This is a genomic window from Thermovibrio ruber (genome assembly GCF_055380895.1).
Window position 1 is genome coordinate 1,419,824 of sequence record NZ_AP042397.1, and the last position, 12,283, is coordinate 1,432,106.

Annotated in this window: 10 protein-coding genes and 4 tRNA genes; 9 read left to right on the forward strand and 5 right to left on the reverse strand. The window is 45.6% G+C overall.

Going from position 1 to position 12,283, the window contains the following annotated elements; translation table 11 throughout:
• Positions 1 to 11: 11 nt before the first annotated feature.
• From ACZ424_RS07605 to ACZ424_RS07620, 4 genes are all read right to left on the reverse strand, one after another.
• Positions 12 to 88, reverse strand: a tRNA-Gly gene (locus ACZ424_RS07605).
• Between the two features lie 63 nt (positions 89 to 151).
• Positions 152 to 228 (reverse strand) — tRNA-Met (locus ACZ424_RS07610).
• Positions 229 to 232: 4 nt separating this feature from the next.
• A tRNA-Tyr gene (locus tag ACZ424_RS07615) sits at positions 233 to 318 on the reverse strand.
• A 5-nt stretch (positions 319 to 323) separates the two neighbouring features.
• Positions 324 to 400, reverse strand: a tRNA-Thr gene (locus tag ACZ424_RS07620).
• A 92-nt stretch (positions 401 to 492) separates the two neighbouring features.
• Here ACZ424_RS07620 and ACZ424_RS07625 point away from each other — a divergent pair.
• From ACZ424_RS07625 to ACZ424_RS07640, 4 genes are all read left to right on the forward strand, one after another.
• Positions 493 to 1,095: a hypothetical protein gene (locus ACZ424_RS07625; RefSeq protein WP_464904378.1), complete on the forward strand. Its 603-nt coding sequence runs from the start codon at positions 493 to 495 to the stop codon at positions 1,093 to 1,095.
• Between the two features lie 24 nt (positions 1,096 to 1,119).
• Positions 1,120 to 5,454, forward strand: coding sequence for a glutamate synthase large subunit (gene gltB / locus ACZ424_RS07630; protein WP_464904379.1), 4,335 nt, complete (start codon positions 1,120 to 1,122; stop codon positions 5,452 to 5,454).
• Positions 5,455 to 5,726: 272 nt separating this feature from the next.
• Positions 5,727 to 6,242, forward strand: coding sequence for an NADAR family protein (locus ACZ424_RS07635; protein ID WP_464904380.1), 516 nt, complete (start codon positions 5,727 to 5,729; stop codon positions 6,240 to 6,242).
• 118 nt (positions 6,243 to 6,360) lie between these two features.
• The gene (locus ACZ424_RS07640; protein ID WP_464904381.1) at positions 6,361 to 6,486 is read left to right on the forward strand and encodes a hypothetical protein; all 126 of its coding nucleotides are present in this window, start codon (positions 6,361 to 6,363) and stop codon (positions 6,484 to 6,486) included.
• 144 nt (positions 6,487 to 6,630) lie between these two features.
• Here ACZ424_RS07640 and purH read toward each other — a convergent pair whose 3' ends face one another.
• The gene (gene purH, locus ACZ424_RS07645) at positions 6,631 to 8,226 is read right to left on the reverse strand and encodes a bifunctional phosphoribosylaminoimidazolecarboxamide formyltransferase/IMP cyclohydrolase (RefSeq protein WP_464904382.1); all 1,596 of its coding nucleotides are present in this window, start codon (positions 8,224 to 8,226) and stop codon (positions 6,631 to 6,633) included.
• A 66-nt stretch (positions 8,227 to 8,292) separates the two neighbouring features.
• On the opposite strand from purH, the gene ACZ424_RS07650 reads away from it, so the two are divergent.
• Genes ACZ424_RS07650 through ACZ424_RS07670 form a run of 5 tightly spaced genes read left to right on the forward strand, consistent with a single transcriptional unit; the run spans position 8,293 to position 12,239 of the window.
• Complete coding sequence (locus ACZ424_RS07650; RefSeq protein WP_464904383.1) at positions 8,293 to 9,150, forward strand: SPFH domain-containing protein; 858 nt, start codon at positions 8,293 to 8,295, stop codon at positions 9,148 to 9,150.
• Positions 9,140 to 9,577: an NfeD family protein gene (locus ACZ424_RS07655; RefSeq protein WP_464904384.1), complete on the forward strand. Its 438-nt coding sequence runs from the start codon at positions 9,140 to 9,142 to the stop codon at positions 9,575 to 9,577. Before ACZ424_RS07650 ends, ACZ424_RS07655 begins: the two co-directional genes overlap by 11 nt.
• Entirely contained in the window at positions 9,570 to 10,622 is a 1,053-nt protein-coding gene (alr, locus tag ACZ424_RS07660) for an alanine racemase (RefSeq protein ID WP_464904385.1), read from the forward strand. Before ACZ424_RS07655 ends, alr begins: the two co-directional genes overlap by 8 nt.
• Positions 10,612 to 11,418: a 50S ribosomal protein L11 methyltransferase gene (locus ACZ424_RS07665; protein ID WP_464904386.1), complete on the forward strand. Its 807-nt coding sequence runs from the start codon at positions 10,612 to 10,614 to the stop codon at positions 11,416 to 11,418. The genes alr and ACZ424_RS07665 overlap by 11 nt, the downstream gene beginning before the upstream one ends.
• The gene (locus ACZ424_RS07670) at positions 11,391 to 12,239 is read left to right on the forward strand and encodes a PHP domain-containing protein (protein WP_464904387.1); all 849 of its coding nucleotides are present in this window, start codon (positions 11,391 to 11,393) and stop codon (positions 12,237 to 12,239) included. Before ACZ424_RS07665 ends, ACZ424_RS07670 begins: the two co-directional genes overlap by 28 nt.
• Positions 12,240 to 12,283 lie beyond the last annotated feature (44 nt).

The window sequence follows — 12,283 nt, forward strand, 5'->3', positions numbered from 1 at the left end:
AAAAAATAAAATGGAGCGGGCGACGGGATTCGAACCCGCGACCCTCAGCTTGGAAGGCTGATGCTCTAGCCAGCTGAGCTACGCCCGCCCTTGTTGCATAGGAAATATAGTCAATCTGAGAAAGATGTCAACTGTTCCGAAAATGGATTATTGGTTGCGGGGGCGGGATTTGAACCCGCGACCTCCGGGTTATGAGCCCGGCGAGCTACCAGACTGCTCTACCCCGCGTCAGTGGTGGAGGGGGCAGGATTCGAACCTGCGTAGGCGTAAGCCGGCGGATTTACAGTCCGCTGCCTTTGACCACTCGGCCACCCCTCCACGTATGGTGCCGGCTGAGGGAGTCGAACCCCCGACCTGGTGATTACAAGTCACCCGCTCTAGCCAGCTGAGCTAAGCCGGCACATCGTGGACGTTGAATAATATAGGAGACGAAGAATTGGTGTCAAGTGGTTCATATATAATTCTCCACCCTAACCAATAGAGGGAGAAATTATGGAGATACTGATTTTAGGTTCCATTAAAGGTGCAGTTGAAAGGTTTAAGGGGCTTATTGAGGTTTCTGAGCCGGACCTCGTTATAACTATTGGACCGCACGGATTTGAAAAGCCTGTAAAGATAGAGAAAACTTGGTTTTACTGTCGGGGAGCTTCTGATAACTTAGACGTTTTGGGAAGGAGCTCCGGCACCGACTTCCTCTCTCGCCTCTTTAGGACTAAAGAAGGACTTACCTTTAGCGGAATAAGCGGAGTTTACAACCCTTCAACGTCCAAGTTTACGAGGGCTGAGTGGTTAAAGATTAGAGGAAAAATCGGCAAGAGTAAGCAGAACGCCATATTCAGGGAAGATGTAGAGGCTTTAGTGGAGCTCTTTAAACGGTTGGATTTAGATAGGCTTGATTTCCTCGTTATTGCAGACTTTCCAGACAGGCCTGTTTTTAAAGAGGTTCTTGAGGTAATGAAGCCCCGCTATCTTTTCTACCCCTCTTTAGAGTATAGGAAAGAGAAGGTAGGGGATACGGTTTTTGTAGGCCTTGAGGACGTAACCTCTCCAAAAGGTAAATACGTTTTCAGGTTTGATAGAATTGGTTCTCAATAACCAAGTTTTAAGAGAGGAGAGACAATGGCTTATAAGTACAAGGATTCCTGCGGAGTTGGTTTTATAGCCTCTGTTAACGGAGAAAAGAGCTACGAAATAATAGATAGAGGGTTAAAGGCGGTTTCAAACCTCACCCACAGAGGAGCTGCCCTTTCAGACGGCAGAACCGGAGACGGTTCCGGAATTCTCTTTCAGGTTCCCTATTCCTTCTTTATTAAAGAGGCAAAAAAGATAAGGGGAGATTTTGAGGCAGAAAGGGTTGCAGTTGGCTCTTTCTTTTTAAAAGGAAACGTTGAGGGGTCTCTCTCCCTAATAGAAAAAGAGGTTAAAGAGACTTTGGGAGATGCCATTTTAAGGGAAGTTCCTGTTGACCTTACCCAGTGCGGTGAGATTGCAAGGAGGTCAATGCCCGTTTTCTATCAGGTGATTGCTCCAGAGGGAGACAGGGTTGAAACCTACCTTTTAAGGAGAAGGCTTGAGAAGAAGCTCTCGGAGTTCCACCCGGAAAACTACGTGGTTTCCCTCTCATCTGACCTTGTAGCCTACAAGGGAATGCTCTTGGCTCCAGATTTAAAACGGTTCTTCTTAGACCTTCAGAACGAAGAGCTCTCCTCTTCAATCGTCATATTCCACCAGCGCTACTCAACGAATACAAACCCCGAGTGGAGGCTGGCTCAACCTTTGAGGCTCATTGCTCACAACGGAGAAATCAACACGATAACTGCAAACAGGAACTTTATAAAGGCCATTGAGCCCATACTCTCTTCTCCCGTTTTAGGTGAAAAAATAAAAGAGGTTCTTCCACTCGTTGAATTTAACGAGAGTGACTCGGCCTCTTTAGACAGGGTCTTTGAACTCTTGGTGGTTTGCGGCGTTGACCCGGCAACCGCCATAACCCTTCTGATTCCACCGGCCTACGAGCTTTTAGACGGCATAACCGACGAAGAGAAGGCTTTCTTTGAGTATACATCCCTCTTAATGAAGCCTTGGGATGGCCCTGCCGCCGTTGCCTTTACAGACGGTAAGGTGGTAGGTGGGAAACTTGACAGGAATGGCCTTCGCCCCGCCAGATACGTTATTACAGAAACCGGTTTAGTAATTTTCGGTTCAGAAGTTGGAATGGTTGACGTTCCTGAGAGTGAGGTTTCCCGGTTCGGAAGGCTGATGCCGGGAGAGATATTCGTCGTTGATACTGAAAGTGGAGAGATAAAGGAGAACTCAGAAGTTCTCAGGGAAATGGCAGACAAGTTCTTAGTTGAGAGAGAGGTAAGGAGAAAAATCTACAGACTGAAGAGGGAAAGATTTGTAGAGCCAAAGCCTTCTGAGAACCTTTTGAAAGAGCTGGTTAAGTTCTGCTACTCAAAAGAGGACTTAGAGGAAGTTGTTGAATACATGGCAGAGATGGGAAAAGAGCCCGTCTTCTCCATGGGAGACGATACTCCTCTTCCCAACCTTTTAGATAGGCCTTACCTTCTCTTCCGCCACTTTAAACAGAGGTTTGCCCAGGTTACAAACCCGCCTATTGACCCGATAAGGGAAAAGGCCGTAATGAGCCTCAAGCTGAGGCTCGGCTCAAAGGTGAATTTCTTAGACCTTTCAGGGAAACTGAGGCGCAGGATAGAGATAGACTCTCCCCTTCTTACTCCCACTGAGTTTGAGGAGATTAAAAATACCTCTTTTGTTAGGGTTAAGTCTTTTAAGATGGAGTTTGAGAGCTCCCTCAGAGAAGGCCTTAATAGACTCTTTTCTTCAGTTAAAAGGGCAATAGAGGAAGAAGGGGTTGAGATAATTATTCTCTCAGACAGAGACGTTGAGTATCCTATTCCCTCGCTTCTTGCAGTTTCAGGCCTCTGTACCTTTTTGGAGAGGGAGCAGCTCCTTCACAGGGTTTCAATTATCGTAGAGACGGGAGAGGTTAGAGATACACACCAAACTGCCGCCCTAGTAGCCTTTGGAGCTTCTGGGGTTTACCCGTATTTGGTTTTTGAGTACCTGAAGGCAAACGAGGTTGAGCTCAACAAACCCTATAAGGAGCTTGAGAGGAACTATAAAGAGGCTATAAACGCCGGTCTTTTAAAGATAATGTCAAAGATGGGAATTTCTGTAATTTCCTCTTACCACCGTTCACACCTCTTTGATGTTGTTGGAATAGGAAGAGAGGTTATTGAGGAGTTCTTTCCCCATACAGCTTCTCCAGTTGGAGGAATCGACCTTGAGGAGATAGAAGAGATTGTTAAAAAGAGGGTAGAGCTCTCTAAGGAGAAAAGCGAGCCTGAGCCTTCCGGAGAGCTCCGCTTCCGCCCTGGAGGTATCTACCACTCCTGGAGCCCTCAAGTCGTCCGTGGAATCTTCAAGGCTGCAAGGAGCGGAAAGTATGAAGACTTTAAAGAGGTTGTTGAAGCCGTAGAGTCAAGACCTGTTTACATAAGGGATTTACTGAAGATAAAGTCTGACAGAGAACCGATTCCCGTTGAAGAGGTTGAACCTGTTGAGTCAATCGTTAAGAGGCTGATGGTTCCGGGTATGTCTGTCGGAGCTCTCTCAAAAGTTGCCCACGAGGTCATAGCCGAGGCCATGAACATACTCGGAAGTAAGAGCTGTTCCGGTGAGGGTGGAGAAGACCCTGAGAGGTATGGAACCATAAGGAACAGTAAGATTAAGCAGGTGGCTTCCGGTAGGTTTGGCGTAACTCCGGCCTACCTTGCATCTGCCGAGGAGATAGAGATAAAAATCGCCCAAGGAGCAAAGCCCGGAGAGGGAGGTCACCTTCCCGGCCACAAAGTTACTCCTTACATTGCTTCCCTAAGGTTTTCAGTTCCCGGAGTTGCCCTCATCTCCCCGCCTCCCCACCACGACATCTACTCAATAGAAGACCTTGCCCAGCTCATCTACGACCTTAAGCTCGCCAATCCAAAGGCCAGAATTGCCGTAAAACTGGTTTCTGAGGTTGGTATTGGAACTGTTGCCTGTGGAGTTGCAAAAGCAAAAGCAGACATAGTTCAGGTAAGTGGAGCATCTGGAGGAACGGGAGCTTCTCCCCTCTCTTCTATAAAGGGGGCAGGCCTTCCTTGGGAGGTTGGTCTGTCGGAAACTCAGAGGGAACTGATAAACAACGGCTTGAGAGACAGGGTTGCCCTAAGGGTAGACGGCGGGTTTAAAGTCGGTAGAGACGTTGTTATTGCGGCCCTTATGGGAGCTGAGGAGTTTGGTTTTGGTACTGCCGCAATGATTGCCGAAGGCTGCGTTATGGACAGGGACTGCCACACCAACCGCTGCCCTGTAGGAATTGCAACTCAAGATGAAAACCGGATTAAGCGTTTCAGAGGAGCTGTTGAGACCGTCGTTAACTACTTTAAGCTTGTGGCAGAAGACGTTAGGAGAATACTTGCACAAATGGGCTACAGGAGTTTAGAAGAGATAATCGGTCGCTACGACCTTTTGGAGGAGAACAGAGAAGTTTTAGATAAGTTTCCCCTTGCAAGGAAGCTTGCCCTCTCCTCTATAGTTAAAAATCCGGTTTACAGGTTAAATAGGGTGGAGCTCCCTTACAATCCAGTTGAATCTAAACTGAACGAGCAGATAGTTAAAGATGTTCTTCCACACCTCAAAAAAGGGGAAAAGTTCTTTAAGGAATATCCGATTAAGAACACAGACAGGAGCGTTGGAGTTTCCCTTGCCTACCACATCGTTAACCTCTTCGGTAAGGATGGCCTTCCTGAAAACCTCGTTCACTTAAAGTTTAGAGGAGTTGCCGGTCAGAGCTTTGGGGCATTTCTACCAAGTGGAGTCCTTCTTGAGGTTGTAGGAGAGGCAAACGACTACGTAGGAAAAGGTTTAGGCGGCGGGACGATAGTTCTCAAATTCCCGGAAGAGTTTAAAGGGAAGCCGACGGAGAACGTCATTGCCGGAAATACGATTCTCTACGGTGCTACCGGCGGAGCTCTCTTTGCAAGCGGCGTAGTTGGGGAGAGGTTTGCCGTAAGGAACAGCGGAGCCATAGCCGTTGTTGAGGGAGCAGGCCAGCACGCCTGCGAATACATGGTTCGGGGAATCGTTGTAATCCTTGGAATAGTAGGGAAGAACTTCGGTGCAGGAATGACCGGCGGAACGGCCTTCGTTTTAGACCCTGAGATTGAGGAGAAGATAAACAGAGACTACGTAGAGGTTAGAAGGCTTGAGCCGAGGGACTACGACGTTCTCAAGTCTCTACTTTCAAAACACTACAAGTTTACGAGGAGCTCCACGGCAGCAAGGGTTCTTGAGAATAGAGCTCTCTTGGAATCCTTTAGAAAAATCGTTCCTATTGGCGTAAAAGAGCTTGAAATGAAGCTTTCCGGGTTAGATAAATTACCGGATTAAGCACTTCTCCCTCCAAAATGGAGGGAGAGTTATTCCAATTAATAGTAGATTTAACTTGGAATGCTGATACTTGTAAGCCAACGGAAGAGGAAAAGAAGAAACGATAGGTAATAGAGGGGTTATTTGCAAAGGTAAGGTATATGTATGGAGCTAAGCGGTTGGAGAAAGAAGCTTACTATTCTTACCGCTTTGGGGGTCGCTTCCTATGCTAACCTCTAATTTCTCACCCAGAGTAATTTTTATATTTAAAAAATACATTTAGGAGGTTTTTTATGCGCCAAAAGCCATATACTATTTTTACACATCAGAAAGGATTGGAATTTTTAAGCAATATGCGCCAATATCCTATTTTTGCTTTTAATAGAATGTTTCGAGCAAGCGAAAATCTTTATCAATTTTCTAAACTCCCCCATAATTTGCGGGAAGAATATATAGATAGATTTGCTAAAATGCACCCATTTAAAGCAAAAAAAATGACAAGGAAACTCCCAGTAAGGGAAGATTGGGATGAAATAAAGCTCAAAGTGATGTTTGATGTATTAAAACTTAAGTTTTCTCAACACCCTTATCTCCTCAAAAAACTTTTACAAATTGAGGGGCCTTTGGCAGAATTTAATACTTGGCGGGATACCTACTGGGGGTATGATCTCAACTTACGAAGAGGCGAAAACCACCTGGGAAAACTCTTAATGCTTTTACGGGATGAATGGAAACGGGGAAAGGATCCACAATTTAACAACTATAAATACTATAAAGATTTGAGTGTTGAAGAGATGTTTGGTGATTAAAAAGGTTTTGCTTTTATCCTATTTTATTTTCTCACCCAGCGTGATATTTTGTGTAAGCTTGAGAAAAGGGATAACCTCCTGGGAAATACCCCACAAATACCAACCCCAGGAGGCAAAAATGGAACTACAGAAGATTTTATCAGACCTCGTTAAAGAAGTGGTAAAGCAAACCTTAGAGTCAATGAGGAGATTCAGGAAATGTTCCTCAGGAGGTATTCCTAAGTGGCTTACACAAAATTATTGACACAACCAAAAACAAACCAAAAAACATCAAGGTATCACTATTTAAAAACGGTGTTTTTGAACAGAATAGGAGGGAGCTCCTGCCTTTTAAGTTTGAGAACTAACAGTTTTAACTTTGAAAGTTTAAGGAGCTCCCAGTTACATTTTAGTGTCTAAAGTGTCTTATTCCTGTAAATACCATTGCCATTCCGTGTTCGTTTGCTGCCTCTATAACTTCTTTGTCTCTGATTGAGCCTCCCGGTTGGATAACTGCCGTTACTCCGACCTTTGCCGCTTTGTCTATACTGTCCCTGAAGGGGAAGAAAGCCTCTGATGCAAGGACTGAGCCTGAAAGGTCTAAGCCCATCAGCCTTGCCTTCTCGGCGGCACAGCGGGCTGAATCTACTCTTGATGTCTGCCCAACTCCAATTCCAACTGCAACTCTGTCTTTAGCGTAAACGACGGAGTTTGACTTGACCCACTTAACAACCTTAAATGCAAAGAGGAGGTCCTCCCACTCCTTTTCCGTTGGCTCTCTATCGGTTACAACCTTTAGCTTCTCCGGGTCAACTGTTATAAGGTCTCTGTCCTGAACTAAAAGCCCTCCAACGACTCTTCTGTAGTCAAAGTGGGAGTCTTGACCTCTTCTTTCTATTCCCTCTAAACCTTTTGTAGTCAAGACTCTCAGGTTTTTCTTGGTTTTCAGTATCTCAAGAGCTTCTTCGTCGTAGTCCGGAGCAATTATGCACTCGTAGAACCTTTCAGTTATAAGCTTTGCTGCTTCAGACGTTACTTTAGAGTTGAAGGCTATTATTCCGCCGAAGGCCGAAACCGGATCAACTTTTAGAGCCTTCTCGTAGGCCTCTTCCGGAGTCTTTCCGAGGGCTACTCCGCAGGGGTTTGCGTGTTTTATGATTGCACAGGCGGTTCCCTCTTTTTCAGGATCAAACTCAAGGACTAAGTTGAGAGCTCCGTCTAAGTCGTAGATGTTGTTGAATGAGAGCTCCTTCTCTCCGTGGAGCTTTTCTGCTCTCGTTACGCAGGGTTCCTTTACGAAGATTTCTCTGTAGAAAGCTCCTCTCTGGTGTGGGTTTTCTCCGTATCTTAAGTCTTGAACCTTCTCAAAGGTTATCGTAAGTGGGTTTCGGAGCTCCCTGCAGGAAACGGGCTTCCCTTCCTCGTCAATGCTGAAGAGGTAGTCTGATATTAAGGCATCGTAGTGGGCTGTTAAGTTGAAGGCCTTCCTTGCAAGGTGGAATCGGGTTTTAAGGGAAATTTCTCCCGTTTCCTTCAGTTCTTTAATTATTTTATCGTAGTCTGAAGGGTCTGTAACTATTGCGACGTGTTTAAAGTTCTTTGCTGCAGCCCTTACCATCGTCGGGCCGCCGATGTCTATGTTCTCAATTATCTCGTCAAGGTCTGCGCCCTTTGCAACCGTCTCCTTAAACGGGTAAAGGTTAACAACGACCATGTCTATCGGCTCTATCTCAAGCTCTTTCATCGCCTTTAAATGTTCATTTTTAGACCTGTCGGCAAGTATTCCACCGTGAACTTTCGGGTGGAGCGTTTTTACCCTTCCCTCCATTATCTCCGGAAAGCCTGTCAGGTCTGAAATCTCCCTTACAGGAATTCCGTTTTCCTTTAAAAGTTTTGCAGTTCCTCCAGTTGAAACTATCTCAACTCCAAGTTCTGAAAGGGCCTTTGCGAATTCAACAATTCCCGTTTTATCCGAAACTGAGATGAGAGCTCTAACAGGTCTCATACTCTTTTCCTCCTTTAATCCTTTTTGGCTGGGGCAATTGTATAATACGGTCAGAGGAGGTGGTCTTTGGAGAACTTAGTTCCTCTTCTGATAGTTCTATTAGTTCTTTTGGTTATCCTGATAGCCTCGTCTGTAAAAATTGTTCCCCAGAAAGAGGCCTGGATAGTTGAAAGGCTTGGAAAATACCACAGGACGCTGACGGCAGGACTTCACTTTATCGTTCCTTTTATAGACAGAATAAGGGCAAAGGTAAGCCTTAAAGAACAGGTTCTTGATATACCTAAGCAGGAAGTAATTACAAAAGACAACGTTGTTGTCAGAATTGACGCAGTCTGCTACTTCACCGTTATAAAGCCCGAAGATGCCGTTTACAACATTGAAAACCTTGAATACGCAATTGTCCAAACTGTTCAGACGAACTTGAGGGACATTGTTGGAAGTATGGAGCTTGACGAGATTCTCTCCTCTCGAGAGAAGATAAACGCAAGGATTAAAGAGGTCCTTCAGGGAGCTTCCTCTACCTGGGGAATTCTCATTAACAGGGTTGAGGTGAAGGAGATTGAGCCTCCTGCAAACATCGTTCAAGCGATGAGTATGCTGATAGAGGCAGACAGGAAGAAGAGGGCAATGATTACGGAAGCTGAAGGTAAGAAAAAGGCTGCGGAGCTTGAGGCAGAAGGTTACAAACTTGCAAAGTGGCAGGAGGCTGAGGCTATAGAGAGGATAGGTCAGGCTCAGGCAAACGCCATTAGGAGCGTTTCAGAAGCCGTCGGAAGCCCTGAGCTTGCAGGAAAGCTCTTAATCGGAAACGACTTTGTGAAGTCTGTTGAGAAGGTGGCAAACTCACAGAACAGTAAGGTTGTTCTCCTTCCGCCGTCTGTAGAGAGTTTGCTGGAGCTCCTTGGGAGGAAACGTGAGTCTTAATCTGGGAGCTCTCTCGGTTATCGTCGGAGTTCTCCTTCTCGTTTTAGAGGCTTTTACCTTTACGGCCTACATATTTCCCTTAGGGGTTGCCCTTATAGTTTCTGGAGTTCTATACATTTTTTATCCGTCGTTTTTGGCCTCGTTTATTACTTTTGTGCTAATTTCTGCCGCTTTATACTGGGTCTCTTTCAAGTATATAAAGGGAGTTAAAGGTGCCCGGGACGTTCTGTCGGAGCTCCGCTCTCAGGAAGGAGTCGTAATAAAAAAAATTGACGACTTTACGTATGAAGTCCGGTTTCCCCTTGGAGCTGCCGGTGAGGAGGTCTGGAACGCCTATGCGGAAGAGGAGCTCCACTACGGAGACAGGGTAAAGGTTGTTGACGTTAAGGGCAACAAGCTCTTAGTTAAAAAGGTGGTAAATGCTTAGGTGGGCTGAAGTTTACCTTGAAAGGCTCCTCTTTAACTATAGAACCGTAAAGTCCCTCTGTAAGAAAAAGGTTTATGCAGTTGTCAAGGCAAACGCCTACGGCCACGGAAGTAGGGAAGTTGCAACCTTCCTTGAAAAGAACACAGACGTTTACGGCTTTGCCGTTGCAACCTACGAGGAGGGGGCAGAGCTCCGGGAGGCAGGAGTAAAGAGGCCAATTTTAGTTATGTCCTCAACCTTAGAGGAAGGTAGAAACTACCTGAAAGATTATGACTTAACACCGGTTGTTTACGACTTTGGGGAGCTCTTCCTTGCAAGAGAGCTAAAAGTTCCCTTCCACTTAAAGGTTGATACTGGAATGGGAAGGCTAGGATTTTTGAAAGGCGACTGGGAAAGGCTTTATTCGGAAGCAAAAGGCCTTCCGGTTAAAGGGGTAATGACTCACTTTTCCTCTGCAGACGAAGACAAGGAGTTCACACTCTTTCAGCTTAAAGAGTTTAAGTCCTTTGTTCTTGAGCTGAAAAAACTCTTTCCGAACCTTCAAGTTCACGCCGAAAACAGCGCCGCCATTCTACTTGGCTTAAACGATGTTCTTACTCACTGTAGAGTTGGCCTTTCCCTCTACGGAGCTTCTTCCTTTCAAAACTACCCTGAACTTCGTCAAGTTATGGAGGTAAAGGCAAAGGTTTTGACTGTTAAGGAGCTCCCCCCTAACTTCCCGGTTTCCTACTCAAAAACCTACAGGACTAAGAGAAGGGAAAAGGTTGCCGTTATCAGCTTTGGTTACGCAGACGGCTATCCGAGGGAGCTCTCAAACAGGGGAGAAGTCCTCATAAAGGAGAAGAGGTGTCCTGTAAGGGGAAGGGTCTGTATGGATATGACGGTTGTATCGGTTGAAGGACTTTCTGTAGAGAAGGGAGATATTGCCACTCTATACGGAGAAGGAATTACTTTTAAATCGGTTTCTGAGAAGCTTGGGAAGATTCCCTATGAGCTTATGTGTTCAATAAGTCCAAGGGTAAAGAGGGTCTACGTTGGAGTATAGAGAGTTTACTCTGAAAGTTCCGGTTGAGCTGTTTGACGTTTTAGTTGAGAGGCTTTTTAGTGAGGGAGCTCTGGGAACGGAAGTTTTGGAGGAGGGGAAAGAGGTTCTCTTTAAGGTTTACTCTCCTTCCAGTTTTGAACTTCCAGAGGATTTAAGGCAGTTTCTCGTTTCAGAAACGAGGCTAAGAGAGAAGGACTGGAACTCTGAGTGGAAAAAGTATTACAAACCCGTAAAGGTTTCTGAGAGAGTCTGGGTCGTTCCCTCTTGGAAGAAGGGAAAGTTCAAAGAGCCTGAAGGGGCAGTAGTTATCTACATCTACCCGGGAAGGGGATTTGGAACCGGAACTCACGAAACAACCAGGCTTGTTATGAACTTTATGGAGGACGTCGTTAGACCGGGGACTTCACTTTTAGACGTGGGAACGGGAAGCGGAATCCTCTCAATCCTTTCTAAAAAGCTCGGAGCAGAAAAGGTTGTAGCCTGTGACGTTCAGGAAGGGGTAGAGGAGGAAGTTGAGAGAAACGCATCTTTAAGCGGCGTTTCCGGAATAGAGTTCGTTCAGGGAAGTGTTGATAGGGTAAACGGAGACTTTGACGTCGTTGTTGCGAACATAGAGAAACACCTGTTGGTTCCGCTGCTTGAAGGTATTTACGTTAAAACGAAAGATACGGCAATACTTTCAGGTATTCTAAAGAGTCAGAGGGAGGAGTTCTTAAAGGAGCTTGAGAGGGTGGGGTTTAAACCGGTTTCTGAAAAGGGAGAAGGAGAATGGATAGCTTTCCTTTGCAGAAAGTAGATCTACACTGCCACTCAACGGCTTCAGACGGAACTCTGACTCCTTCAGAAATTGTTGAGCTTGCGAAAGAGAAGGAAATAACCTACCTCGCCTTAACAGACCACGACACGGTTTCAGGCCTTAAAGAAGCCATTTCAAAGGGAAAAGAGTTAGGAGTTACAGTTATTCCTGGAATTGAAGTTACTGCAGATACCTCTTTCTTAGGAGGGGGTAAAAGGGAGCTCCACATCTTAGGCTACCACTTTGATCCAGAGTCTGACTCAATAAGGCAGTTGACGGAGTTTTTTAGGAACTCCCGGATTAAGAGAAACAGGGAGCTCTGCGCTAAGTTAGAGGAGGCAGGCTACGCTGTTAACTATGATAATATGGTTAAGCGGTTTGGGGAGAACTTTGGGAAGCCCAACGTAGCGAAAGTTCTAATTGACGCAGGCTACTTTAACGATAGGGAAACGGCCATAGACTTCCTCTCTTCCTTTAAAGTAAAAAGAGAGAAAATGGACTACAGAGAAATCTTTTCCTTAATTAGGGAGGCAGGAGGGCTTTCGGTAGTAGCACATCCAGTTACGATGAAGTTAACCCTTCAGGAAGTTTTCTGCTTTTTCAAAAAGGCAAAGGAGGAAGGTTTGACCGGAGTGGAGGTTTACCACTACAAGCATAAACCTTCTCAGGTAAGGGCCTTTAGGGAGATGGTAAAAGAGCTCTCCCTCTACACCACCGGAGGTTCAGACTTCCACGGCAGTAACAAACCCTGTATAGACCTTGGTTTCCTAAACATAACTACTGATGATGTAACACTTCCTCTAATTCGTTCCGTGGTTTAAAACGATAATAAAACCTGAATATTTCAAACAAATAATTGACTTGA

What these genes read in the sequence shown, in the direction of transcription:
- ACZ424_RS07640 (WP_464904381.1), top strand. Translation starts at nt 6,361, where the DNA reads ATGGAACTACAGAAGATTTTATCAGACCTCGTTAAAGAAGTGGTAAAG.
- purH (WP_464904382.1), bottom strand. Translation starts at nt 8,226, where the DNA reads ATGAGACCTGTTAGAGCTCTCATCTCAGTTTCGGATAAAACGGGAATT.
- ACZ424_RS07635 (WP_464904380.1), top strand. Translation starts at nt 5,727, where the DNA reads ATGCGCCAAAAGCCATATACTATTTTTACACATCAGAAAGGATTGGAA.
- ACZ424_RS07670 (WP_464904387.1), top strand. Translation starts at nt 11,391, where the DNA reads ATGGATAGCTTTCCTTTGCAGAAAGTAGATCTACACTGCCACTCAACG.
- ACZ424_RS07625 (WP_464904378.1), top strand. Translation starts at nt 493, where the DNA reads ATGGAGATACTGATTTTAGGTTCCATTAAAGGTGCAGTTGAAAGGTTT.
- alr (WP_464904385.1), top strand. Translation starts at nt 9,570, where the DNA reads ATGCTTAGGTGGGCTGAAGTTTACCTTGAAAGGCTCCTCTTTAACTAT.
- gltB (WP_464904379.1), top strand. Translation starts at nt 1,120, where the DNA reads ATGGCTTATAAGTACAAGGATTCCTGCGGAGTTGGTTTTATAGCCTCT.